We start from the raw sequence: 24,686 nt of genomic DNA on the forward strand, positions 1-24,686 counted from the left end.
GAATTTATTTCCCTCCCCAGTTCGCATCAACATTCAAATCGGGACAAAATTATGAGCTTACAACTACGCCTTTTTGGTGGCAATTCTGATGCTGGAAAACTTACTGCCAGCAACGACGGCGGACACGCTATTGACAAATCAAAAGTTCTGGCAAGCACTGATGCAAGCGTCATCACACCGCTAAATCCTGGTAACTTTGACTCAGTTCGTAGTGTTCCAGTTGTGCCAGCACCGCGCTACTTTACTAAAGAAGAAGCGGACGCAATGAAGGACTTGGCAAAAGAGAAAACAGACGGTGCAAAACAGTCTAAACGCGCTTACAAAGCACTAGGAAAAATTGAAGTTGCAGACAAAACAGTTCATAAAGAACACCGCAAATATGAGGGTGTTGTCGCCGATAACGAACTGGGGAAAAAACGCTCAGACACTCGACTAGCTAAGCACTTGCACAGCTTGCGTCCCGGTTATGCCCGACTGGGTTTAGGGATTGATAAGGCTGACAGCGATGCCAGGACTCGGATTGATGCGATTAAAGCCAAGCTGACGGGAGGGACTAACTAAATGAAAGCGATGTATTTGGCAAATTACTTCCTTGCTGGATGCGTCGCTTTCTCCCTTCTGGGGTGGATAGCGAGTCTGCATCCAATGGCAATGAAAGCGGTTTTATTCTTGTTAGCAGCGATGGCGATTGCTTGGGGGTTAAGCTGGTTGCTCGACTACTCCCTGAGTAAGTTGATTAAGATTTCAGTGGCTGACTTACAAGCGCTTTTAATCGGCGGTTTGGCGATGCTGCTGATTGGTTTGGGGGTGTTTCTATGCAGCTAAAACTGTTCGTTTTGAGCGCGTCCTCTGTCGTGTTGTGGCTGACTCCACTAGCAGCACTAGACAAAAAGCTAGACACTCACAAAGCACTGCAAGGTGTCAGTTTGTGCGCTGCAATTGCTTGTGCTGTTACCGCTGGCAATATCGCCCGCCAATTAGCTGACGAGGGAGAAATTGAGGAACTGAAACTGAGAGCTATTAAGGCAGATATAGAGGATGAAATCGGCACGAGCGTCTATGTTTCCCAACAACAAAGACAGCAGGAAGCTGAGCTTATCCTGACTTCCCCTGGGGCTGACGTGGAAGCTTCTCGGCAAGCGCTGGAAGCTATATACAGCAGCGACTTACAGGAAACTGCTTCCGCTTCCGACTCTCCTGATTACCCTATATACTTGGAAGTTTGTAAGTCAATGGAAGCGGGTAAGTCTGTGACTTGGATTGTTGAGAATGTACTCAAAATGGGAGGCCGTAAATTTTCAGAAGGCAAGGTGAAACTGCAAGATTTACTCAATCAGTTTGATGGGGAAAAGGAATGAACAGACTGCCAAACATCCCAACAACAGCAGCCCTAAGATTGACTGGTACCAAGTCAGAAATAGAGTTAGTATTGGCGGTTTTGCGAGGTAAAGATTTCTTCTGGAAAACTAACGGCAAGTTTTACCCGCAGCGGGGGGAGGACAATCAGTACGCTTATTATCTCAACGAATTGCAATTACCTCAGCTTGGGGTAGCAGCCTCGCCAACACCGGGGGAACCACAACCTCGACCGTGGGATGCGGTTCTGGGGGGTCAGGGTACAGCAAAATCCCTCTGACGTAGCGGCGCTGAAACCCTTGTTCTGACTCGTTCGTCTAGTGCTTTTACCTTTAAACCCGACGAGTGAGTTTTTTTACGTTTCCGGTTCGTATTTTTTACGTTTTTGGTTTGTGTCAAGGCGCAAGACTCCTATAATGAGAATGCGCGCTTATCCGAAGTGAAGTCAACCTAGCTCTGCGGCTGAGAAAAAGGGATTAAGGGAAGCGCTTATGCCTACAGGTGAGAGAGATGCCGTCAGATAGCAACAGTAGCCTGGGGCCAATTATTTCCCTAATCCTCTAATGTGCAATCGGGGTTGGGCGACACGAGCGCGTCGCCAATCCTGTTAATTGCTCAAAAAATCAACAAATACACACAGCAAAAACCGTCCCTCTCTAGTTTTGGCGACCTGAAAGAACGGCTTTTGCATCTATCCACATTCAACTCGTCTTGGGGCGAGCCAAATTTATGTACGACAAGTACAACAACAATTCTACTCCGATGGACAGTCAAGTTTCAAGTGTTCGCGGAAATCTTGTCAGCAGCAGCAAGTCTAATCCTTGCCCGGTCTGTGGACGTACAAAAGACCGCGACTGCCGCATTAGCCACGACAAAAAGATGGTTCTCTGCCATCAAAACTTTGACCACAGCAAAACTCAACAGCCCGACCTGTGGCACTTTGACGGCACAACTTCTGATAACCGCTGCGGTGTGTACGTCTTCAAAGAAAAAACTACCAAAGATATCCGACCCAAAGGTATTCGCCACTGGGACTATCCCGATCGCAATGGCTCCCCTTTGGCACGTGTAGAACGGGTTGACGATGGCGAAGGCAACAAGAAAATCAAGCAACAACGCTGGGATAAAGATAAAAAACAATGGCTGTACGGGCTAGGCACAGATAAGGATTTAAACAAATTTGCCCGTGCCAGCATCCCGGTTTACCGCTATGCCGAAATCAGAAAGGCGATCGCAAATAATGAAACCATTTACCTTGTCGAGGGTGAACCTTGCGCTGACTTACTGTGGAAGCTTGGGCTAGCTGCGACTACCAATATCGGCGGGGGCGGTAAATTCACACTTACCGACTCTGGGGACTTGCAAGGAGCAAAGCTGATTGTCATAGTCCCTGACCGAGACAAAAAGGGAATTGAACACGCTGACAAGGTGGCCGAACACTTTCCCGATGCTATGTGGCTCTACCCATTCCCTGAAAGCAAAGCTTGGGAGAATTTACCAGAGAAAGGCGGGCTCGATATTTTTGATTGGATTGACCACGAAAAACTTTCAGCAAGTCAAGTAAAGGCCGCGATCGGAGAGAAGAAGGTTTTTGAAACTTCCCCCCAGTTAGGGGCAAAAGTTGTCCGTCCTGAAAAGTTTCAAGTTCCCCACATCTCCGAGCTAGGGAGAGAGATTGAAGAACTGCTAGAGTCTGACCTGAAAAAATCTCAGCTACAGCTTAAAATCTCCGAGCTCGCCCAAAAGTACCGTCTCAACTCTGCCGATGTCTGGAAAATTTACCGCGAACTCGAACTAGAGGCTGAACAAGAAGCCAACAAGGAAGACACGAGAATCGGAATTGAACAACTACTAGCCTCCAAGTCTGCCAGCGTCAAACTCTCAGAAATTTTCCCCGCATCTTTAGCAGACCCGATCGAAGAAGTAGCGCGACGCATGAACCTCAAGCCTGAATGCTACGCACTGGCACTGATTTCTGGTGTCTCAAGATTCTTGAAAAATGGCAGCAGCACAATGCTTGTGGAGGAATGGAACAGGTATCGGTGTCGGACTTTTGGCTACTTCGGAGCTCTAATCGCTGAGTCAAGCCAGATGAAGACTCCGGTACTGAATGCCATGATTACAGACCCGCTAGCAGCAATGCGGCAAAAGAATCAGGAGAAGTTCAATGCCCAAGAAAAAGCCTATAAAGAGGAGCTCGAACAATGGAAAAACAGCAAGGATAAGGACAAGGGCCCCGCGCCTGATGCCCCTGTAGAGACAATCCCCTACATCACTAAAGCTACATGGGAGGGGATAGCGGGGATGGTAGGCCGGAATCCCAGTCAAGGGATACTGTGGCTCTGCGATGAGCTTGCAGGATTTTTCAAATCAGCTAACCAGTACCGCAGTGGTAAGGGAAGTGACAAAGAGGACTTATTGGAGTGTTGGAGCGGTAACGGTGCTGTAGTGGCACGTGCAGCCGGCACTACCGTCAACGTCGGTGCTGTCTCTCTTTCTATTTACGGAAACATCCAGCCCAAGGTCTTAGAACCCTTTCTGGGAGATGGCAGTGACGATAACGGAACCTTTGCCCGATTTGACTTTGTGCAGCAGCCACCAGCCTTAACCCAGATAACTTTAGGGGTGTCAAAGATTGACATCAACCCGATGCTGCAAGCGCTCTACGAAAGGGTGGATGCTATCCCGATGATGCAATTCGAGCTAGATGAGGAAGCCCGAAAGTTGTTTGTGGACTATTACAACCACTGCCAGCGACTCCGGTTAAATCATCCCAAACAAGGGATGCGGGCGATGTTAGGTAAGGCAGCTGAGAAAGTTGGCCGCGTCGCAACCATCCTGCACTGTATTTACGCTGCACACATGGGGATTGAGGTTTCCTCCAAGATTCCTGCTTGTCAAGTTGCTGCTGCTATCAAGTGGGTTGAGTACACGACACAGCAAGCTTTGAGCATAAATATTGAGGTTTCCAGTCCTGATGCACTTGAAAGTAATCTCGCAAAAATCATCTCGCTGGCAGAACGCAATGGTGGCGCGGTATCAGTTCGCGAAGTAAGCAAGACATTCAACGGAAAGCACCGAAAGTCAAATCAAGAAATTCAAGAATGGTTCGCGGAATTAGTAGCCATGAATTATGGAGAGGTTACAAGTAAAGGGCGAAGTATTTTATTCTCTCTTACTTATGTGTCCCCAATGTCCCCAATGGGCTACAAGCTAGACACCGCAAGCGTTACAGATGGGGACACCCCTGTCCCCACTATGTCCCCAATACCCCCATTAAGTGACACAGTGTCCCCATCAAGTCAATCTAATGGGGACAATTGGGGACACATTGGGGACACCCCTGTCCCCAATCCCAAAACCATGCCAAATATAGAATTGAGCTCTAATGGGGACATTGGGGACACTTTTACGCCTTCTCCTAAAGCCTCTCAGTCCTCAATGATGAGCTGTACTACAGAAGTCGCTAAACCAGTGCCTACCCCCAATAAACACAAAGTGTTTAAGGAAGGCGATCGGGTTGTTGTTGCCTATGACGGTGGTTCTTTCTATGAAGGCGTTAAAGGTACGGTAATCAAGGTTCGGGGCAATGATGTGACGGTAGATTTCGACAAACGGGTGCGGAATATGGACTTTGCTACTTTTGACATCGCCAGCACTACGTTGATGAAAATATGACACATGGTGTTGGTATCAGTTGCGCTAGTTGTAGGCAGACTGTTAAGAGGACTTGATTGAAGCAAGCGATGACCAAAAAACACAAAAACAAACTTAATGAGTCAAACGACTTCTGTGTCGCGACAGAAGCGGCCTTTGAGCTTGTTCGGCAAGCAATAGCCGTAAAGCGTAAGAAGGGTGAATATTACCCTTCTCAGTGGGAAGACCCAGAGTGGGTACGTGAGAATATCGCTCCGGCGTTACTCAACAAGATGTTAGAGAGACTTCCTTGAACAATTAGCGGGTCTAGAGTTGGTGGATGAAATTAGTAAATACGGCGAGATTACTTGCGTAAAGCCCGACGGAAGTTTTACTACATGGCTTGACCCCAAGGACTTGGAAGCCGCTGACTAACGGCTCAATCTCATCCCCCTTAATTGGGGGATTTTCGTGTCTACAAGTTTTGTCTACAATATGTTGACACTGTAGACAGATATCAGTTACTGTAGACAAATACTGTATATAGGTGTCTACAATGAGTCAAAGTCAAGTCGTATCGTTTAGGGCTTCTGGTCACTTCCTGAACTGGATAGAAGCTCAGAAGCTAGACGGTGAGTCGGTTAGTCAGGCTGCACAACGCATTCTTAAGGAAGTTTCAGGCACGTCTACAGCGGTGGCTACAGAGAGTGACACTAATCTCGTGTCTACAGTGGCCGCCAAAAGTGTAGACCTGCTGATATCCGATCGCATTGCCCCATTAATTCAACGAATAGCCGCCATTGAAGAACGTCTGGAACAACTCGGTGTTAACTAACTAGACAACGACTAGACAAATACTAGACAGATACTAGCATTTAACTAGACAACCACTAGATAACTACTAGACAAATACTAGACAGGTACTAGCATTTAACTAGACAATCACTAGACAGGTACTAGACATGACAGACAGAGTACAGCTTAATTTGAGATTGGATGGCAAGCGGGAATTGCTCGAAACCATTAAGGAAGTAGCAGCAGCAGAGGGATTGAGTGTTAATGCTTGGGTAGTGCGAACTTTAGAGCAAGCTGCCAACCAGGCAGTATCAGCGCCGACAACCCAACCTCAAACACAAGTGTCCGAAATTTCGGACATTGAGCCAGTGCTAGACAGCTTGCTAGACAGTAAGCTAGACACTTTGCTAGCGGCTAAATTAGCAGGGATTGAAGAACGCTTGGGAAAATTGAGTGCCTGAGTGATGGCAACGATGAATCACTCAGGCAGGAACTGAAAGCGGCCAACAAGCAACTTGCAGAATGGGATAAAGAACTGAACCAGTTGCATGAGCGCAATGGTGACTTAGGACTGAAGGTGCAGATGTTGGAGCAAGAGCTCAAGGAAGCGCTGCGCGATCGGGAGGAAATTAAAAACTTGGTTCCGACCGTCGCAGATTTTCCAGAGCCAGCCGACTTGCTCAATCAGTTGAAAGCGCGGCGCAAAAAGTCCAGCGCAAACTTGGCAGATATGGAGGCAGTTTTGGAGATATTAGAAAACCATTAGCGCGAAAGTTGAGCGGAAAACGGTTTTTCTTGTTATGCAATTAACCTGAAACCCTTAACAGGCAAGAGAATTGTTAAACGGAGAGGGTGGGATTTGAACCCACGGTGACATCACTGCCACACTCGGTTTCAAGCCGAGCGCATTCGACCACTCTGCCACCTCTCCTGGCGCATAAATTTTATCATACCAGCAAATGTCTCTAACTACAAATAGCCGCAGATTCAGCGCGCCGATAAAGAATTTGTTCTCTTTCTACCCCGAAATCTTCGCCTACCCATACCAGAGACACTTCCGACACTGCTCCATTTTCCAGCAGGACGATCGAGAAATTCCGCAATTTCGAGCACTCTCTCTCCACAATTCGCGGTACGCTGGCGGCATTCAAATACACCGTACCCTCCGCACTCACCTCCAGCGACTTCCGCAACTCGTGCTTCTTGTGCCGCAGTTTGTGGTGCATATGACCAAAAGTTACCAGAGGTATGTGCTTCCCTGTGGTACGAGTTTGATCGATCGCCTCGGCAAAATCCGGGTCGCCCCAATCCCCTCCCAGTGGCTTCCAATCTCGCCCGCAGGGGTCTTCAGGAGCCTCTCCTAACCCCGTCGGGCCCGTGTGACCCAAAAAAATCACATTTTCGCAGTCCGCCTCAGCCGCAGCTTCTGCAATGCGCCGCGCCGACTCCTCAAAACTCTCCACCCCAAACCACTCCGAGTAAAAATCCCCGTACTTCCACTCCGATCCCCCCCAAGTAAACGGCCGGCTTCCTACCACAGTTACGCCCAATTCTGGAAAATCCCGTTTCCCGTAACCGACGTGAGCTTCCCCCATTAAATCTAACTGCTGTTTTACCCAATTTTCTTGAGTGCGATCGTAAGGGCACTGACTGCGGCCCCACTCCGTCGCCGTGTACCAAGCGTCGTGGTTCCCAAAAACCGCTGCTTTCGGAATGTCCAATTGGGCGATCGCCCGCACCACCTCCACCGACTCATTCCCAAAATCCCCCACAAACAGCACCAAATCAACGCCCAGATGCTTCAGCGCCTCGCCGTCTTCAGGTTCCCAGCGATCGTGAACGTCCCCCACCACCGCAATTTTGATTGATTTAGCTTTATTCATTTCATTTGTTATGTGCGATCGATCCCTAGCCCCTTCTTACTCAGCATAAGAAACAGCGACCAATTTTTGCACTCTCCCGCAGCATATTTTGGATTTTAGATTTGAGATGTGAGATTTGCTCCACTTTCTTCATCTTTTACTCCTAAGCGCAAAAATCCTCTCTCCCCATTGACATTGGAGGCGATTGCCCTGAAGTTAAGCCCGTTAATTACCGACTGCAACGCCCTAACACTCAACCGAGTAGGGACAGCAACCCTAGACTGAATTATTCCTCTAACTCTGGTTCCGCCTCCATTTGCTCATCTTCAATTGCAAATTCGCTGATATAGTCTCGCACAACTCGCTCAAAAAACAGAGGAGCTGGTAAGCTCGACCAATCGCTGTAGTGGCCGAAACTATACCGTAGGGATTCTACCAGTGCAGCAAGGCGATCGCAATCATCTTTTTCCTGTCGCAAGGTAACAACAATTTCCAGAGGATTTGGAGTTGGGAATTGTCCCGTGAAAGGCGGACGGGTTTCAATTTTGTGGACTTCCAATCCAGCTTTATTTAAAACTTTGTTGTTGAAACCGTCAGCAACTTTTGCAAGAAAGTAGTGCACAAGCAGTGATGCCATTTGATATAACCCGCTTTGCGCGAGGAAACTAAATGCAAAAATCACCACTTCTTCAGCAATATTCTTTACAGCAATAGGGCTTTCTGTCGGGTGATAGCAACTTTGGCCGCGTGATTCTTGATGAAGTGTTTTGCGCCCAACAGACAGGTAAGCAACACAACCTGTTTCACTGATTTCGCTCTTTTGATTGCTTGTAACAAGCCGAAATAACTTCATTGCACTCGATGCAGAGGGAATTTCCCAGGTTGAAGTCAGTTCTTCTTTTGTCCGGGTATCTTCCAGAGAAGTCTCTGTTAAATGTCGGACTTTTTTATCGATAATTCCAGGGGCGATATCTTGACGAATCCGAATTATCCGCGCACCTTTCCACTCATCTTGCATCTGCTCGTACTGCTGACCGAGGTTAATTTGATTTGCATTCATTCTAACATCGGCGAGCCAAGGCCAAAGTTGCGCGCAGTTAGAAGAATCAATCATCACTAATGGTTGATTCCCTTCATCTACAGAATTGGAAATAATCTGCTTGACAAATTTCATGAAACGAATCTGGCGCGCTTCTTGTTTGTCAGCCAGTTTCACGGGAGAGATTTGGGAAATAAAGGCGATCTCATCAGAAAACTTGCTCCAAGGGCTGATTTGTAAATTATTACCCTTCTCATAGGCACAGCACAGTTCGCATTCACCTGTTTCCACCTTGAGGCGCATAGCAACTGGCAAAAATGTGTTGTCAATAAAACCGCGAGCGCGACCTTTCTGTTTGCGAACGATCGTAATTCCGATAATTTCTTTTGGTCTAGCTGCTACAGGAGTGTCTTTGAGCCATTTGTCAACCTTTTCCTTGACATCATCAATGCGGCCAGAATGAGCAGAAAGTAAGTCTTTTAGAGCAGCTTGTACTCGATGGGAAAAATCACCAAGTTGGAGAAGTTCTTTCTCCTTAGTTTTTTCAATCGGTAGCAGAAACTGCACGCAAGAACCGGCGATTGTAGCCAGTGCTTGACGGGATGAGGGTTTATTCACCGAATCGTCATGTTTATTGTCTGGATACCATTCCCGTGCCATTACGAGGCAAAAAGTTCGCTGTTTGCGTAAAGCAAGTTGTTGGACGATAGACTCCCAGGCTTCTATGCGGTGACGCGATCGCTCTTTTGCTTTCAAATTTGCACCTGGCAATGACTCTTTCGGCCCGTGAGTATTTGCTGGCAAACGATTAGCCATGAGTTCGATCGCGCCACCCCAGAGAAGGCGAATTATCGCTTGCAGCAGTTTCAATTCGGTTTGACATTGTTCTTCGTAAAAGATAACAAGTAACAGTTTTTCATTAGCATATAGTCGGCGCATAGCTTCCTGGTTTGCCTGAATCATCGCCTTAAGTTCATCAGTCTGGTTGAGACACTTAGAGTGAAATTTTAGGGTTTTTCTACCACCCCAAATTTTCTCTAACTTCATATCGAGATGTTTAGCCAGCAAGCTGTTTAATGGATCGTCCTTCAAGCTTTCCTTAAATTTTTCCAAGTATTTGGGAGTAAAATCAGGACAGTCACCTTTTTCAAGGATTTCTAAAGCAGCACCTAACAGAGTAGGAAAATTAATCATGCGCGAGGCTGTATCGTCTTTTGTGTGACTTGTGCCTTTGATTTTTACTTCCGAGTAATTATCGAAAGGTTTGAAGCCGAGCAGGTTCAGAATTTCAGCAATCTTTTCAAAAGCTTCTAACTTATCAATCTCCGGTACGCCTGCGTCAATTCCGTGTTTTCCTTCTTGCAGTCCGTTGCGGTAAGTTAACACAACTTGACAGCGTTCTGTTGAAGCTTTACCCAATACAATTTGAGAACCATCAATATTTTGACCGTCAGGCGTTTTCATCGGGAGTTTGAGCTTGCCACGCAATGCTTCAAAGTCTTTATCGATCGCCCAAAACCAATTTTTCTTTTTGTCCGGTTGATTTTTCTCCGGTTTTTCGGAATCGGAAAGCACCGTGTAGCGAAATGCGCGATCGCTGTAGTCAACAGAAAAGACAAAACCACTAATATTTGCTGAGTTATAACTTGCAGGTTTTAATTCACTTAACCAGCGGCGCTTGGAAACATCTATCTTCAATAAAGGTTGGTGCAAAGAAGGATAGGTTACGACTTCTAAACGTACCACCAGACTGAATTTTCCTGCGTTTTCGGATACAGTAATGGGATCGGTAATCAATTCTGCCGTTCCAGTTGTGAGACGCCCGCCGCTAGAGATAACCCGCTTCATTGTTCCTAGCCCCTGAAAAATCTCTTTTCCCGCGATCGCACGAGCTGCATAATCAACTAACACGCGATAATCATAATTGTTGCTGTGTTTTGTAGTTCCTGTATTTTGATTCCATTTCCAAGGTAAAACTTGAGACTCAGACGGAGTAATTGTTAACAACTCCTTTCGATCGTGCAAATCTTCCAAACGGTCGATAACTTCCAATAGCCCATCTTCTTTTTCAGCAAAAGGTTTTAGGAAATTTGTTATCCACTCGTTGATAATGGGGCGTAACGCTTTCTGGATATCTTGTGTACTTTCGGAATTTAAGTAAGCAAATGGTTCAGGCTCTTTTACACTTTTGGAATTCAACGAAAACAGACTCAAACCTACATTTGACTGAATCCGCGCTGCACTGTCCAGTCCTACTTCTAACAAACCTAGCAGCGAGGAATAAGGGAGATTTTTACTAGCTGAATCGCCCTTGCAAGCAGCTTTTTGGAGGGTCGAAAGCTCATGCAAAGCAGCTTTTGTCCAACCTAGCGTCAAGCCTTTGACTGTTACTGGCTCGATGTTATCTGGCACGGTAAAAGCTAGGGGAATCTCTTTCAGACTTTTGGGCTTGCCGAGAGGAATGTAAAGGGTGTCTGAAAGCACAGTCGCTTCAGTTTCTTCGTCATCATCGGATTCGATTTCGTCAAAAATTTCGTCGTTCATGGTTGCATCTCCAATAATAGTAGTTTCCTTTGCTTCGCCGTCATCATCAGATTCAATTTTGTCAAAAATTCCGTCGTTCATGGTTACATCTCCAATAAAGGTGAAAAATCATCAAAATCGTCTTCTTCCTCTGTCAAACCTTCTGAATTCCGTAAACTTGGCGGGTAAACTACGCCATCAATGCGCCGCAGGGGATCGAGAAATGCACCGTAAAGTTCTTGATAAATTTCTCGAATCACTGGATCGGGATGCTTGAGGCATTCTTCTAAAATAATTCGCATCTGAACAAGCATACTGTCCCGCCCGGAGTCTGGTTTATCTTCAGTGGATTTAATAGCCCAAGCTGCATCGACAAAGTAAACTTGTACCGGACACCCATTTCGCATCCCGCGCCCGATAGTTTGCAAAATTCCCACCATCTGATTTGCCGTAAACGGTTTAAATAAATCTTCACCCAAACGGCTAGCCATGAGAGGTTCGCGCAACAGCCGGTTCGCCGTTTTCCAGAGTTGTTTTCTCGACTTTTTCCAAGCATTAGAAATTGCTGGCAAGTGTTCTGCTTCAGTAAAAACTCGACTGTCAAATTCTTGGGTAGCTTTTCCGGCTAGGCTGTACAACAGTTGCGTATCGTCAGTCGTGGGATGGGGACGGGTGAGGAAATAAATTGTACCAATAGCTGCATCGAGTTTCCTGATGCCTTTAGTGAAAACAATATTCACACCTCTACCGATTGCCAACATTGGAAAAATGATAATATCGCAAGTTTCATCATCTCCTAAAGCCTCGCACTGGGCAGTGGTAACGAAATCAGTTGGTTGCTCTCCGTGTTTGAGGAGATTAACAACTGCTTTGGTTCGTTTGCCGATTTCTGGATGGTAATCGTTGATAAATTTCTTAATGGTGCGAGCTTGTTCGTAGCTGTTAACAATTAAGGCCGCTTTGCGGTAAATACCCTTTTGCAGGTCAAAGTTGCGGATGGATTTGTAAATTTCAGATTTCTGGTTTCCTCCGCGTACCAGCGCGTCTACCATTTTTTCTAAATTGCGATCGCGCAGTTCGCCTGCACCGCTATATCGGAGAGGTTCATCGCGCGATTCGCGATCGGGCAGCCATTTGAAGCGGTAAAAGCTCTTTTTGGGCTCCCGTTCTGTTTGGCGCGGTTTGAGCAGATAATCCGGCCCAGAGTTAATGTGATAAGCAGGACTTGCTTCGAGAAATGAGGTAGCTGAAGTCATTAAAACTGCCAGCCCCGACCGTTCGCCATCTGCCTCAAATAACTGATGAAAACGGTGCATTAACATCCGAGGCGCGCCCACAAAAATAATATAAGACAGTTCCACATTTTGGGCTTGACTTCGAGTAGTTTGTGCCGATTGGAAACTGTATTTTACCCCAGAAAAAGACCCTAAAATATTCTCAGGAATCAGTTGTCGCAGTTCCGGTGTTGCCGTTGATTCGACAATCGGTTCCCGAATCAGTCCTTCTGCTACCATTGTTCTAGTTTGCGGTACGATCCGCTGATAGCCTAAAATCACGAAAGTAACGCAAACAAGTAAGGTAATCGTATCCTGAGCTTCGCCTGATGCAGTGCCATCCTTAAAACACAAAGGCAAAAACAATTCGGCAATTTCTTTGACAATTTTGTCGCGCCGTTCGATCAGATTCTCCGCTAAATAACGGCGAAAATAAAGAATCTGAGTTTCCCACTGCTGTTTGAGGGTGTCGGGGTTGATTCCCAGGCTTTGAGCGCAGAAATCCAGGTTGAGGCGATCGTGGGCTTCGATACCCGTGCGATCGTAAAAAGCATGGTAAGCTGCTGTTTCCCAGAATTGAGTTAAGGCTCGACTTTTGCTAAATCCCTGTTTGACTTCTACCTCGTCAAGGACATCGCGTTTAGAAGTTTTCTCATAGCCATCCAACAAATCGCTGACAATTCTCAGAACGGTTAATAACTGATTCTCGTAGCGTGGTCTCACTCGCGATGAGGGCATATTTTGAACGGCAGTAATTAATGATGTATTGCGATCGCCAAATTCCGATAAATTGCGGCTGTAAAGTTCTACATTGCGGTCGAACAATCGATAGTTTTCTCCGCGAGCAAAAGGATTGTGAATTTGCTCTTGAATGGCTAAATGGATAGATTCTTTCGCCCCCGAAAGTTTTAAAGTTGCTGCACCGTAAGCATCCAGATTTGATTGCACCATATCTGCTTCGTCAAAAACTACGACATCAAATGTCCGGGCAATTAATTCAAAATAACGAATGCGATCGCGAATAGCATGAGGTGGAACTTCAGTATCCATTGAAAGAACGTGGCCGACCCAAATATCGGCATCTAGCAAATCGCGGGGTGCTTTGTGGCGGCCGCACATCGTCCAAACCGGACAAAGATACTTTTTCATCTGCCCTTTTTTGCCACCGCTTTGTAAAATTTCCTTGCAGGGTGCATAACCAAATCCCCACATCGAAGTATCAGCAGTAGAAAACGCAGGTAAGACGCAATTTAAGCCAAAAACTTCTGCCTGTTCCAAACTATAGGCAAAGCCGCCATTTCCCCCTGATGCTGCGATCGCCTCGGCAATATTGTTAGCGTGTCGGCGGCGAGTTCCATCGCTTTGACCGACTAGCATTCCCACTTTAATTTCATGAAATGCCAGTTCTGCCATGTACTGTCTGGCAACTTCAATAGAGGGAAACACAAACATCGCTTTATAACCCCGTTTTCCCAACCACACAGCTATTAATACGAGCAAAGTTGTTTTGCCCGATCCAGGCAGTCCAATTAAGTGCTTAATGCCTTCTAATTCGATGACTGTTTCTTCCCGCAAACCCTTACCAATTTCTGGCACCTTAAGTGCAAAATGTTCAAACCGTTGTACCCAGCTACCCCGTCTTTTTTCAGGGTGATTTGCTTCGCGTTCATCCATCTCAACTGCTAACTCGTACAGTTCCGAAAGGGGAATGCGGATTTTTGCTTTCGGCAAGCGAACGAGGGAATGGGTGCGGCGCGGCGCAAGTGGGGCTGCGATCGGCCCAATTGGCACTCTCGCGGCTGTTGTTTCTTCACCTAAAGCCACGGCCATTGGCTGGCGGGGATCGGCAAAGGTGGCGCTGTAAAATTGGTGTGCCAAAGGCTGGCCCAGAATTTGACGCGCTTTGGCAATTAAAGGGTCTTCTAGGGGGTCTGTGCGTTCAAAGTGAAGTGTTTCTAAGTTAATTTTATAGGTTCCTTGAGTTTTGTTGCGGTAGTGGCGATCGTTATAAATAGCAACGGCGTGTTTCACTGACTGTTCTGTCACGTAAGCCAGCGACATCAGGCGCATATTGAAAATGGCTTGGCGGGCTTTTGTCAACGCGGGTGCATTGATGATACTCGCCATTCCCGATATCGTTAAAGGGGCATATTCTAGGGAATTAGTCTCAATAAATTCTGCCATCAAGACACACAGCCAGCAAATGCGATCTATTCCCGTCCAGAAATCCGGTTTAATTCTCATATTTGATAGCCTTTAACAACTGTATGACTTGTGAAACAGACAGAATTTCGAGAGTAGCAGGATCGCCTTTTTTATCGAGCGCTGACTGGAAAGTAGAGAGGTAATCTGGCCGCTCCTCAATTAATTGGTCGCTGACGGCAATGATGCGGCGGCGGTAGTGCTTCAGCCCTCCGATGCCAGTGCGGTTGAGGCGCAAAGCAAGGGAGACAGGACTGGTGTATGACTTAGCATCAATGCCGATATTGCGACCGTTAATTGCTACATCGCATAGGTCTGATTCTGGGTAAAGTTCGGCATCTAGTCCGTTTTTTATGGCGGCCTTAAAAATTGCTAATTCGTCGATCGCCGGCCCAGTCCAATAGGTTAAAATTTGCGGTTGGGCAATCAGCAATCGGTCTTGGTTTGGGTCTAATTTCTCCGAAACTTTTGCTGTTGAGGAGTTGTGACCGAGGCATTGGCGAATCGGACATCGCCCATCGGGAAAAAGTTCTTTATTGGGATAGGGGCGCATCAGCGTACCGCAATACGCGCAGCGATGAGCGTGTCCGTCAATTAACCAGACATCCGGCACGCTATCAAAAAAGGTGTCAACAATCATTCCCTGTAAAGGGGTTAAATCGTTGTCACGTAAATACTCTAAGAGTTGGTGTTCTCCGATGAGCGATCGGCTGCCAAATAGCGATCGCAAAGCCGTATAAGCTTTGTGCTGGCGGCGAATCCCCAATCGTTCAGTTGCCTCGCGCAACCGTTGGTACAGGCGGTGTTCGATGATATTATCTTCGCCAAAAGTACCTTTACTGTTGGCAATTACTGCACAATCTGAGGTTGGCACTCGCAAGTCTGGATCGATGAGAATTACTTGACCAGAGTCAAAATCGGCGTGACAAAAAATATCTAAGTCCCACTTATCGAGGGGATATCTAGCACGTTCCAAAACGGTATGCACGCAAGCCGCGCGATCGCTTTGTCCGGATTCGATATACAGCCTGCCCAACTTGCACATAGCCCGATAAAGTTCCGATGGCATACTATCATCGTCTTGGCGAACGATGTCTCGATTGAGAATTCTTGTGTATTGTCGCAGAATTCCCTGGGCCAGCAATATAACAGTATCTTCAGCCAGATCGATCGTGCTGGCGTGTCCTGTGGGTAATGGCAATGTCGTTGTTTGCATTTGTGGCAACCAGCTTGGGTCTTGACCATCAGCCTCGGCAAGAATTTGTTGCTCCAAAGTTGCGTCCGGGAATGAGGGTAAAACTTGAGCGATCGCGGCCAGTGTCCAGCCTTTCTTGAGCAAAAGTGCTGTTCCCAGTCCTTCTAAAATCTGCCGAAACCGAAATTCTTGACCTTTCGGCTGTGACAGGAGTTGCTTGGATCTCCACGATCGCACAGTTCTTAAGGCTGGTGGTTCCACAGATAGCCCAAGCTGCTCAATCCGTCGTTGTAGTTCTTTTGTCAGAAACTCAGCAGTTCCCTGCCACTGGCGATTGTCCTCAAAGTACATAGATGTATGGAATCAACATATTTACATCACCTGTAGATTACATTAAACGATGTAAAATAATTATGTCAATAGAGGCTACTCAAAATACTCGTGAGTAAAGGTTGTCATTTACCTGTGAATGTCTTGCGGGGTAAAGCTTTCATTCAAATTACCCCGTCTGGTAAAAACTTAGTTGAGTCCACTCTGGGAGGGAAAAATCTCCCTGCCACTGCCAGTCAGTCGGTTAACCTATCGCAAATTTGCTACCTCTAGCCCAACCAGCCGCTTACCACCATTTTTGGTGAATTCAACTATAATTCAAAATACACTTGAGTCAACCCCCCACCTTCCCCGGAATATTCTAACTGTGTTTACCACCGCACCTGCTCCGAACTTTACTCAAACCCGACTGCCCCACGACTTGTTTGCAGCCATTAACGCCCTCAAACAAGAGTTAAACGCCGTCATTCTCGCCCACTATTACCAAGACTCCGAGATTCAAGACATCGCAGACTTCATTGGCGACTCCCTAGAACTTGCCCGCAAAGCCGCCAACACCAGCGCCGATGTCATAGTTTTTGCCGGAGTTCATTTCATGGCCGAAACCGCAAAAATTCTCAATCCCGACAAATTAGTATTGTTGCCCGACTTAAATGCTGGGTGTTCCCTCGCCGACAGTTGCCCTCCCGAAGCCTTTGCAGCTTTCAAAGCCGATCGACCAGGACATTTAGTAATTTCCTACATTAATTGTACCGCCGCCATTAAGGCAATGAGCGATATAATTTGCACCAGTTCTAACGCGGTTAAAATTGTCAACCAAATTCCCGAAAATCAGCCGATAATTTTTGGGCCCGATCGCAATCTCGGCCGCTACGTCATGGAACAAACCGGCAGAAACATGGAAATCTGGCAAGGAGCCTGCATCGTCCACGAAAACTTCTCAGAAAAAAAGATAGTTCAACTCAAAATCGAAAATCCCGAAGCCGAAATAATTGCCCACCCAGAATGCGAACCTCCCGTGCTGCGCCACGCTAATTACATCGGCTCCACCACCGCTTTGCTCAAATATTCTCAAGCTAGTTCCAGCCAAGCTTTTATTGTCGCGACTGAACCGGGAATCATTCACCAAATGCAAAAGCAAGCTCCGTACAAACGCTTTATTCCCGCTCCTCCCAACAATAATAGTTGTGCTTGCAACGAATGCCCGCACATGAGATTAAATACCTTGGAAAAATTGTATCTAGCTATGAAAAATCAAACCCCTGAAATTACCATGCCCCTAAATATTCAACTAGCAGCCTTGCAGCCCATCCAACGAATGCTAGAAATGAGCTAACCGCTGGCTATTTTTCAGTAAATACCTTGTATGCTGGGTTGGGCGCGAGGATTAAATTAAGCCATCGCCTAACCCACCAACATCGATCGGCAATCTGTGAATCAGTTGTCCACTCTTTCTCTTCTCTTCGTGTGCGCGTCTGCGGTTTCTGCCTTTAAAACTCATAAACAACGATAAATGATGTCCGAAAAACTGATTGTTTTCACCCGCTATCCCGAACCGGGAACAACCAAAACTCGACTTATTCCGGTGCTGGGAAAAGCAGGTGCTGCCAACCTTCACCGCTTGATGGCCCAACGAACGATCGCCTGCGCTCTCTCTCTCCAAAAATCCCGCCGATTATCGGTAGAAATTCACCGAGCCGGCGGCAGCCAACAACTGATGCAAGAGTGGCTGGGAAGTGATATTATTTGTCAAAATCAAAGAGAGGGCGATTTGGGCGCAAGAATGACAGCAGCGTTTCAAAACTCTTTTAATTCAGGGGTTGAGAAAACAGCAATTATCGGCACTGATTGTCCAGGTTTGAAAGCAGAAATCATGGCACAAGCTTTTGAGGAATTGAGCCAGCACGATTTAGTTTTGGGCCCGGCAAAAGACGGAGGTTATTATCTGATCGGGCTGCGGCGATCGATACCGGAATTATTCGGTGGCATTCACTGGGGAACCAGTGAAGTATTTGCTTGTACGCGGGCGATCGCCCAAAATCTCGATCTCAATATTGCTTATCTTCCCACTCTTGCAGATATCGATCGACCCGAAGATCTCCTCGGTTTAGATATTAATATGTTGAAATAAATAAAATATATTTAATCTATTTTAAGTATTAGAAATTGTCATATATAATTAGAGAAAACTACTTGATTGTGAAACCAGAACGTCATAATATAGTAATTGTATTTGTCTAACCAAATGCTGAATCTCAGTAGCAGTTAGACAGCGCTTGGGACAATAGTCCCAGGCGCGAGAAAAAACCCAAAATTAGCAAATAAATTAGCAACTACCAGCTCAGCTTTGTAGGAAATCCGCCCTGCCAGATGAAAGCCCAATGTAGGCGCGCTCCCGGCGGCGTAAGAAATGAGCAACTAACATATAAGCTTTGTACAAAATCGCTCTCCCTGGTTAAGTCCCTATGTAGGGGCTATCCAGGCGTAAAAAATGGGTTCGCATAACAGATAAACTTTGTACAAAACCCGCCCTCTGTCACGGGGTGCTTAATTCTGTATGTCGCCAGAAAATCCCAATCTCAAAATTTCTATTATCATTCCAGTCTTAAACGAAGCATCTACAATTGCCCCAGTCATCTCCACCGCCGCAAATGCCACAAATGTCGAAATAATTGTCGCCGACGGCTGCAGCAGCGATGGTACTACAGATATAGCAAAATCTTTGGGCGTGCGAGTTATCTGCACTGCCCCAGGCCGCGCCACCCAAATGAATGCAGGTGCCGCCGCAGCTACAGGAGAGATATTGCTTTTTCTCCACGCAGACACTCTGTTGCCTCGCGGGTACGACTCTTGCGCGCGTCGGGTACTAGCTAACCCGTCTGCTGTAGCGGGGGCCTTTCAACTCCTGATTGACGCCCCCAGTCTCAGCCTCCGACTGGTAGAAACAGGGGTAAACTGGCGATCGAACTTTCTGCAAATGCCCTACGGCGATCAAGCCATTTTCCTCAACGCAGCTACTTTTGACAAAATTGGCGGTTTTCCCGACTTGCCCCTGATGGAAGACTTTGAATTCGTGCGCCGATTGAAAAAACAAGGCCGCATCGAAATAGTACCCCACCCTGTGCTGACATCCGCCCGCCGCTGGCAGCAGCTTGGGATCATCAAAACCACCGCCATCAATCAAATAGTAATCATCGCTTATTTCCTGGGAGTGTCGCCCGATCGACTCGCTTTCTGGTATAAGAGGCAAAAGAAAAATTCTTCCAAAAACTAAAGAATAGTGAACTTTTCTAAAGCTCGCTGCCAATTATGCAAATAGGAAACACGTCCCTGCGTAAAATATGACTTGAACGCCTCAACTTTTACGCACAGCGAGGAAAAAGAGAATATGGCCGATCCCAGAGATGCAGAGCTGATTAAACCCTTTAACGGCGACCCCTTCACGGGTCATCTCGCAACTCCCATCAGTGCTTCTGATTTCACAAAAGCATTCATTGGGAACTTGCCCGTCTACCGCAAAGGACTCTCGCCCCTAATTCGAGGCCTAGAAATTGGTTTGGCACACGGTTATTTCCTCGTCGGCCCCGAAATCGTCTTCGGACCCCTGCGGGATTATCCAGAAGCAGCTAATCTCGGAGGATTATATACAGCCCTCGTCTTAGTTCTGCTTGGCACACTAGGTATGTCTGCTTACGGTTTAGTCTCTTTCAAACAAGACAACACCAGCTACCCTAGCGCTAATCCCATGACCCCTGATGCCCTCAGAAATGCTGAAGGGTGGAGCCAGTTTACCGGTGGTTTCTTCATTGGTGGAATGGGTGGTGTCTTTGTTGCCTACTTCTTACTCGAAAACTTTAACGGCGTTGATGCCATTTTCCGGGGTTTAGTCAACAATTAGACTCGACTCCCACATATCCCTGTTGGAACACACTAACTTTAGTTTGGAGAATTTGATATGACAGGTTCTTACGCTGCCTCTTTCTTGCCTTGGATTTTGATTCCCCTAATTACCTGGGTGATGCCGGTGGTGGTAATGGGTTTGTTGTTTATCTACATTGAAAGCGACGCCTGATCCTTACCCCTAAAGTAAGACCTAAGTTGGAAAGCCGAAGTAAGACGATTGATCAACAATTGCTGTGAAATTTCTAGATAAATCTAGGGAAAATCAGCACAAATTGTTTTGAGATTGCTTGCTATCAGAAAACTTAGTTTCTTTTCCCCCATCCCCAGAATTTATCTGTGGAGCAATCTTTCAGTTTTCTTCCTTCAAAACTCATAATTGCAAAAAAATCCTCCGCCTGCAGGCAGAGGATTTTTTTACAAAGAAGACAAATCATCCGCTCAGAGCACACAAATTGCCAAATTCTAAGCCACAATTGTTATGGAAACCTACTAATGAGGAGACAGCGATGCAATTTTTCCCCGCACGCCGCATCTTAGCTCCATTCCTGATCTCGGTACTGCTGCTGGTGACCGCCTGCGGCCAAACCCAAGCCCCATCACGCTGGGACAAAGCCCAGGAGGAAAGCACCCAAAAACCTGGTAAAGCACAGCAGACAAATGCTGACAAATCAACTGCTAGTAATCAAAACCTGCCCAAAAAGGCAGTTGCAGGCGGTAAGTTAAATAAATACTTCCCGGCTTCTGGCGGTGGATTCGATCGCGTTTTTGCTCAAGAAAAATCCGGTTTTGCTCAAGCTAAATTGAACAAAGGCGGTAAAAATGTCGCCGTGCTCTCTATTAACGACATCGCCGGCAACCCCAGCGCAGGTGCAAAATTTAAGCAAAGTACCAAGCAAATCAGTGGCTATCCCGCCGTTAATCAGGGTGCTGATGCTACCGCTGTTTTAGTGGCAAATCGCTATCAGGTGAAAGTTCAATCGCGCAGTCCCTCTTTTACCGCTAGCGATCGCGAAGCTTGGCTGTCAAAATTTAACCTCGGCGGCCTCGCCCGCGTCAAGTAGCAATGTCTCTTGTCACACTCCGCGCCCGACTCCAGTCTGGCGCTATCAGAACTAAGTCTGCCATAAGAAGACTGTGAAGTTCTTGCCATCTGCCAAAAGTAATACCTTTGATTTTCGTTCCAGCATAAGGAGTTTTTTGTGAGCAAAACAGTCTTTGAATTAGTCGATACACTGCCTCAAGACAACATGACTGTCAAAGCCCTCCGAGCGCTTGACTTTGTGGTTCCCGGTGAGTGGAACAATTTAGTTGGCTTTGAAAATACCATTCGCACCGTTACTGGCGAAACAGACGAAGATTTGATCCAGCAAATTGGCGAGCGGGCCATCTACCTCTACAACGATAAATCAGAGGGCTACCAGCGCGCTCTCTGGCTCTACCAAACGATCGACAGTGCCGACAAGGCTTTGGGCACTGCCGCCCTCGCTAACAAAGTCTCCCAAAATGTGCCGTTTTTGTCCATGCTCGGCAATCTCACTCCCAAGCCGGAAAAAGCTCAAACGATCGACCTTTCTTTGAAGTTAGTCACTGAATTGCTCGCTTTTTGCCAAATCAACGGTCTTCCCGGCGACAGCATCGGCGATTTTGCCGCTTCCTTGGGCGACTACGGCGGCGAATCCCTGATGCGGATGGCTGCTTTGGTTTGCTTTGACGGTTTGATTCCCCTGGGCCCAGACTTTATCATGGCAACTCAATCTTGGATTCAGAGGCTCTCCCCGAACGATTTGCAAGATAATTCGGCCTTTAAGTCGATCGGCGGCATGATTCCTGGCGGCTCTCCCGCAGGCCAACTCGGCTTTATCGGCGAAAGCTTTAACTCGGTTTCTGGCTGGATGAGCTCTTTTGTGAGCGATCGAGGTTTGACTCCCCAAAACGTACTCGGCCACTTGCAGAATTTTGTAGATATTTCTGCTGACAAGGTAGACTACGTGGGCGCATTCCTCGACATGACTACCAACTATTACGAACACACCGGTGTTCAAACTCTCGCCCGCCGTTTGATTGAACGAGCTGTCGCTGAGATTTAGAATAACCAAAGGAGTTGTGATATTGGCGGGCGATCGCCCTGTGAGAGTGTTTTCTGTTCAAATTTTTTTGACTAGCCATTCTCTCAGGTTGGTTTTCGATAAAATGTGTGCGATCAAGAAAGTCGATCGCCCGCTTGCTCAACTCCCAACTCCTTACCGAATCACTTTTAACAGGAAGCGTTAATGTCAGAAGAACCGAAAAATCCTACCGCTGGCGAATCGGAAACTCCCAGTGCTTCGATCGAGAACGCCCCAAGTTCCGACACAGCCGAGACAACCGACTTTCCCAGCACTGACAAGCCTCAGCCGGCTGCTAAAAAGCCCAAAGAACCGAAAAATCCTACCGCTGGCGAATCGGAAACTCCCAGTGCTTCGATCGAGCACGCTCCGAGTTCCGATACAGCCGAGACAAGCGACTTTCCCAGCACTGACAAGCCTGAGCCGACTGCTAAAAAGCCCGCAGCCAAGGCCGAAGGCGACAAGCCCCCAGCTAAAGCTAAAAAGGAAAAAGCACCTGCTGTTGAAGACAAGCCCTTTGCGGAATTTATTCAACAAGATTATTTGCCCGCTTTGCAAACTGCTTTGACTAAGCAGGGCGTTAAGGATTTAGAGGTGAGTTTTACCAAGCAAAAATTCCCCGTTTTTGGCATGAGTTCCGCCGGGGATTGCTGGCAGGTAATTGGTAAATTCCAAGAAGGAGAGCGCCAATTTAACCTGTATTTTCCTCAAGAAAATATTCAAAGTCAAAGAGCATTTTCCTGCGCGGAAAATAAGACCAAAACCAGCACTTTAGAGCCTTTTTTGATAGATGAGCGCAAGGTAACACTAGACCTCATGGTGTTTGGCGTCGTCCAGCGACTTAACGCTCAAAAATGGCTGAGTCTTAATTAACCGGAGTTCGGGATAAGAAGAGGAGGAGCCGTGTAAGCTGAAATACAGCGTATTCGAGGTTTGTGAATTGTAGGGACACGGCAGTGTCCATTGGTGTCAACTTAAGCCTGAAAGCCCGCCAAGTTCGTCTGTGGGCCCGGAGTCCGCCAGGGGTTGAAACCCCTGTCTAATAGCTAAAGTCCTCTCAAAGAGGACTAATGAGTTGAAAATTCTTCTCTTCAGTCCTCTTTTAGAGGACTTTAGCTTTGAGGCGGGGGTTGAAACCCCCGCCGGACTATGGGTTTGACCTTAAGTTGACACTCCTTGGGCTCTTGGAGTATCCCTACGGGGAAGCTCACGATAGGCGGGTGTACTTCATAAATGTGGAATCTGCTGTAAATGTAAATGGAAAGCAATAGCCAGAGAACTCAAAAAATCAGGTCATCTTCTCAATCAGTGGCTACATCAATTCTGTGGGATGAAACAGAAAATAAAAATAAAATTTTTTGGCAAGAATGGCAGGTGCACCAAGATTATCTTTCCCATTGCTGTCTCAAGTGGATGAACTCAAACCCAATCGATGCCGAAGAAGTATTGAGTCAGGCAATGCTTAAAGCCTGGACAGAATGGCAAAACTATGGAAGTCAAATTAAATGTCCTAAAGCTTGGTTAACTAAAATTATCTATAACTTCTGCATAGATTTGCATCGAAAACGGAAACGAGAAACATTAATAATTGAAAATATAGACGAGATTAAACTTGAAGATTATCCAGCACTTTATTCTAACTTAGGATTTACTGAACCTAATCTTATAAACCTAGAATTGGAGGCATATATCTACCACAAAATTGACTCCTTGCCTCCCAGACTCCGCGAGACTTTTGTCTTATACCACTACCAAAATAAATCTTATCAAGATATTGCCAAGCTATTTCTCTTCTCTGAAGAAAACGTCCGCAAATGCGTGAGCAAAGCCTGCCGAATTCTGCGAAGGCATTTAACCAAATATCTGGCCGGTGAAGATGATACTCCTCTAAATTCTTCCTCGCCCGCCTTAAAGTTAGTAATTCCTTTGCCAGAAAAGTCTCAACCCCAATGCAATTGGGAATCACTAATTCCCCCAAAAAGCCAGGATGAAGAAATTAGCTATCAAGTCACCGTACTATGTCTGGAAACTTTACCCCATCATTCCTACATCTGTACTACTCTTCTAGTCTGGAGATGAAAGTGCGTTGAGTCAGCCGTTGTTTATCCCGCCTGTGGGGAAGTTGAGAGGATATTACAGCGGCTCAAAGGTAAGAGGAGCAATGGTTATAGGGGTTGAGGGGGGATTTTGGGGGAGAAAATTTGCTCGTAACTCGAAAAATTCCCAAATTGGGGTGGGAAAACGTCTAACTAATAAATAAGCGGTCAGATAAAACCGCTTAGAGTCCAGGCATTAGTTACATCTTTCTTAACAAAAAATGAGTACATCCCGCAAAATCCAGATCGCACTCGTGGCAAGTCTCCTGTGGTCATCTACATCCATAAGCAGTTTTGCTGCTACCAACTCGATTACCTCTGAAAAGTTTCAGTCAGACACGGTAAAACTTCCTGTGGAAAGTATTCCATC

At 46.6% G+C, this 24,686-nt stretch carries 21 protein-coding genes and 1 tRNA gene; 17 read left to right on the plus strand and 5 right to left on the minus strand.

The features are described from left to right. The 8 genes from QUB24_RS30000 to QUB24_RS30035 all read left to right on the plus strand — a co-directional run. Positions 1–561: hypothetical protein (locus tag QUB24_RS30000; protein WP_333157233.1), on the plus strand; the 561-nt coding region annotated here is incomplete at its 5' end. Then, on the plus strand, positions 562–825 hold the full coding sequence (locus tag QUB24_RS30005) for a hypothetical protein (protein WP_333157234.1): 264 nt from the start codon (positions 562–564) through the stop codon (positions 823–825). It begins immediately after the preceding gene. Then, positions 816–1,358, plus strand: a complete 543-nt coding sequence (locus tag QUB24_RS30010; RefSeq protein ID WP_333157235.1) for a hypothetical protein — start codon at positions 816–818, stop codon at positions 1,356–1,358. The genes QUB24_RS30005 and QUB24_RS30010 overlap by 10 nt, the downstream gene beginning before the upstream one ends. Further along, positions 1,355–1,636 carry a hypothetical protein gene (locus QUB24_RS30015; RefSeq protein ID WP_333157236.1) on the plus strand — a complete coding sequence of 94 codons (282 nt, stop codon included), beginning with the start codon at positions 1,355–1,357 and terminating at the stop codon, positions 1,634–1,636. Before QUB24_RS30010 ends, QUB24_RS30015 begins: the two co-directional genes overlap by 4 nt. Positions 1,637–2,085: 449 nt before the next feature. Next, positions 2,086–5,034: a DUF3987 domain-containing protein gene (locus QUB24_RS30020; protein ID WP_333157237.1), complete on the plus strand. Its 2,949-nt coding sequence runs from the start codon at positions 2,086–2,088 to the stop codon at positions 5,032–5,034. Positions 5,035–5,548: 514 nt separating this feature from the next. Continuing rightward, positions 5,549–5,827 (plus strand): hypothetical protein, encoded by a 279-nt coding sequence (locus QUB24_RS30025; protein ID WP_333157238.1) that lies wholly within the window; start codon positions 5,549–5,551, stop codon positions 5,825–5,827. A 127-nt stretch (positions 5,828–5,954) separates the two neighbouring features. Beyond that, on the plus strand, positions 5,955–6,248 hold the full coding sequence (locus QUB24_RS30030) for a hypothetical protein (protein WP_333157239.1): 294 nt from the start codon (positions 5,955–5,957) through the stop codon (positions 6,246–6,248). Between the two features lie 122 nt (positions 6,249–6,370). Continuing rightward, positions 6,371–6,553, plus strand: coding sequence for a hypothetical protein (locus tag QUB24_RS30035; protein WP_333157240.1), 183 nt, complete (start codon positions 6,371–6,373; stop codon positions 6,551–6,553). Positions 6,554–6,631: 78 nt separating this feature from the next. On the opposite strand, the gene QUB24_RS30040 is transcribed toward QUB24_RS30035, so the two are convergent. The 5 genes from QUB24_RS30040 to QUB24_RS30060 form a co-directional block, all read right to left on the minus strand. Further along, positions 6,632–6,718, minus strand: a tRNA-Ser gene (locus tag QUB24_RS30040). A 34-nt stretch (positions 6,719–6,752) separates the two neighbouring features. Beyond that, a complete protein-coding gene (locus QUB24_RS30045; protein WP_333157241.1) occupies positions 6,753–7,670 on the minus strand; it encodes a TIGR04168 family protein in 918 nt (305 codons plus the stop codon). Positions 7,671–7,935: 265 nt separating this feature from the next. Continuing rightward, positions 7,936–11,313, minus strand: coding sequence for an RNaseH domain-containing protein (locus QUB24_RS30050; RefSeq protein ID WP_333157242.1), 3,378 nt, complete (start codon positions 11,311–11,313; stop codon positions 7,936–7,938). A gap of 2 nt (positions 11,314–11,315) precedes the next feature. Further along, positions 11,316–14,729: a pPIWI_RE_Z domain-containing protein gene (locus tag QUB24_RS30055; protein ID WP_333157243.1), complete on the minus strand. Its 3,414-nt coding sequence runs from the start codon at positions 14,727–14,729 to the stop codon at positions 11,316–11,318. Continuing rightward, entirely contained in the window at positions 14,719–16,233 is a 1,515-nt protein-coding gene (locus QUB24_RS30060; protein WP_333157244.1) for a restriction endonuclease-related protein, read from the minus strand. The genes QUB24_RS30055 and QUB24_RS30060 overlap by 11 nt, the downstream gene beginning before the upstream one ends. A 346-nt stretch (positions 16,234–16,579) precedes the next feature. Here QUB24_RS30060 and nadA point away from each other — a divergent pair, with 346 nt between their 5' ends. From nadA to QUB24_RS30105, 9 genes are all read left to right on the plus strand, one after another. Beyond that, positions 16,580–17,548, plus strand: a complete 969-nt coding sequence (gene nadA, locus QUB24_RS30065; RefSeq protein WP_333157251.1) for a quinolinate synthase NadA — start codon at positions 16,580–16,582, stop codon at positions 17,546–17,548. Between the two features lie 177 nt (positions 17,549–17,725). After that, entirely contained in the window at positions 17,726–18,343 is a 618-nt protein-coding gene (locus QUB24_RS30070; protein WP_333157245.1) for a TIGR04282 family arsenosugar biosynthesis glycosyltransferase, read from the plus strand. 426 nt (positions 18,344–18,769) lie between these two features. Then, on the plus strand, positions 18,770–19,486 hold the full coding sequence (locus QUB24_RS30075; RefSeq protein WP_333157246.1) for a TIGR04283 family arsenosugar biosynthesis glycosyltransferase: 717 nt from the start codon (positions 18,770–18,772) through the stop codon (positions 19,484–19,486). A gap of 114 nt (positions 19,487–19,600) precedes the next feature. Next, the gene (locus QUB24_RS30080; RefSeq protein WP_333081456.1) at positions 19,601–20,110 is read left to right on the plus strand and encodes a photosystem I reaction center protein subunit XI; all 510 of its coding nucleotides are present in this window, start codon (positions 19,601–19,603) and stop codon (positions 20,108–20,110) included. Between the two features lie 57 nt (positions 20,111–20,167). Then, positions 20,168–20,284 (plus strand): photosystem I reaction center subunit VIII, encoded by a 117-nt coding sequence (locus QUB24_RS30085; protein ID WP_333042098.1) that lies wholly within the window; start codon positions 20,168–20,170, stop codon positions 20,282–20,284. Positions 20,285–20,621: 337 nt separating this feature from the next. After that, positions 20,622–21,176: a hypothetical protein gene (locus QUB24_RS30090; RefSeq protein WP_333157247.1), complete on the plus strand. Its 555-nt coding sequence runs from the start codon at positions 20,622–20,624 to the stop codon at positions 21,174–21,176. Between the two features lie 138 nt (positions 21,177–21,314). Continuing rightward, the gene (locus QUB24_RS30095; RefSeq protein WP_333157248.1) at positions 21,315–22,202 is read left to right on the plus strand and encodes a hypothetical protein; all 888 of its coding nucleotides are present in this window, start codon (positions 21,315–21,317) and stop codon (positions 22,200–22,202) included. A 183-nt stretch (positions 22,203–22,385) separates the two neighbouring features. Then, the gene (locus QUB24_RS30100; protein ID WP_333157249.1) at positions 22,386–23,093 is read left to right on the plus strand and encodes a DUF2996 domain-containing protein; all 708 of its coding nucleotides are present in this window, start codon (positions 22,386–22,388) and stop codon (positions 23,091–23,093) included. Positions 23,094–23,528: 435 nt separating this feature from the next. Further along, complete coding sequence (locus QUB24_RS30105; RefSeq protein ID WP_333157250.1) at positions 23,529–24,299, plus strand: sigma-70 family RNA polymerase sigma factor; 771 nt, start codon at positions 23,529–23,531, stop codon at positions 24,297–24,299. Positions 24,300–24,686: the final 387 nt, after the last annotated feature.

The sequence above is a fragment of the Microcoleus sp. B9-D4 genome (genome assembly GCF_036705105.1).
Taxonomy (GTDB): Bacteria; Cyanobacteriota; Cyanobacteriia; order Cyanobacteriales; family Microcoleaceae; genus Microcoleus.

Excerpts from the sequence above, each read along its gene's own strand:
- QUB24_RS30005 (WP_333157234.1), top strand. The coding sequence starts at position 562 with ATGAAAGCGATGTATTTGGCAAATTACTTCCTTGCTGGATGCGTCGCT.
- QUB24_RS30010 (WP_333157235.1), top strand. The coding sequence starts at position 816 with ATGCAGCTAAAACTGTTCGTTTTGAGCGCGTCCTCTGTCGTGTTGTGG.
- QUB24_RS30015 (WP_333157236.1), top strand. The coding sequence starts at position 1,355 with ATGAACAGACTGCCAAACATCCCAACAACAGCAGCCCTAAGATTGACT.
- QUB24_RS30020 (WP_333157237.1), top strand. The coding sequence starts at position 2,086 with ATGTACGACAAGTACAACAACAATTCTACTCCGATGGACAGTCAAGTT.
- QUB24_RS30025 (WP_333157238.1), top strand. The coding sequence starts at position 5,549 with ATGAGTCAAAGTCAAGTCGTATCGTTTAGGGCTTCTGGTCACTTCCTG.
- QUB24_RS30030 (WP_333157239.1), top strand. The coding sequence starts at position 5,955 with ATGACAGACAGAGTACAGCTTAATTTGAGATTGGATGGCAAGCGGGAA.
- QUB24_RS30035 (WP_333157240.1), top strand. The coding sequence starts at position 6,371 with ATGTTGGAGCAAGAGCTCAAGGAAGCGCTGCGCGATCGGGAGGAAATT.
- QUB24_RS30045 (WP_333157241.1), bottom strand. The coding sequence starts at position 7,670 with ATGAATAAAGCTAAATCAATCAAAATTGCGGTGGTGGGGGACGTTCAC.
- QUB24_RS30050 (WP_333157242.1), bottom strand. The coding sequence starts at position 11,313 with ATGAACGACGGAATTTTTGACAAAATTGAATCTGATGATGACGGCGAA.
- QUB24_RS30055 (WP_333157243.1), bottom strand. The coding sequence starts at position 14,729 with ATGAGAATTAAACCGGATTTCTGGACGGGAATAGATCGCATTTGCTGG.
- QUB24_RS30060 (WP_333157244.1), bottom strand. The coding sequence starts at position 16,233 with ATGTACTTTGAGGACAATCGCCAGTGGCAGGGAACTGCTGAGTTTCTG.
- QUB24_RS30070 (WP_333157245.1), top strand. The coding sequence starts at position 17,726 with ATGATGTCCGAAAAACTGATTGTTTTCACCCGCTATCCCGAACCGGGA.
- QUB24_RS30075 (WP_333157246.1), top strand. The coding sequence starts at position 18,770 with ATGTCGCCAGAAAATCCCAATCTCAAAATTTCTATTATCATTCCAGTC.
- QUB24_RS30080 (WP_333081456.1), top strand. The coding sequence starts at position 19,601 with ATGGCCGATCCCAGAGATGCAGAGCTGATTAAACCCTTTAACGGCGAC.
- QUB24_RS30085 (WP_333042098.1), top strand. The coding sequence starts at position 20,168 with ATGACAGGTTCTTACGCTGCCTCTTTCTTGCCTTGGATTTTGATTCCC.
- QUB24_RS30090 (WP_333157247.1), top strand. The coding sequence starts at position 20,622 with ATGCAATTTTTCCCCGCACGCCGCATCTTAGCTCCATTCCTGATCTCG.
- QUB24_RS30100 (WP_333157249.1), top strand. The coding sequence starts at position 22,386 with ATGTCAGAAGAACCGAAAAATCCTACCGCTGGCGAATCGGAAACTCCC.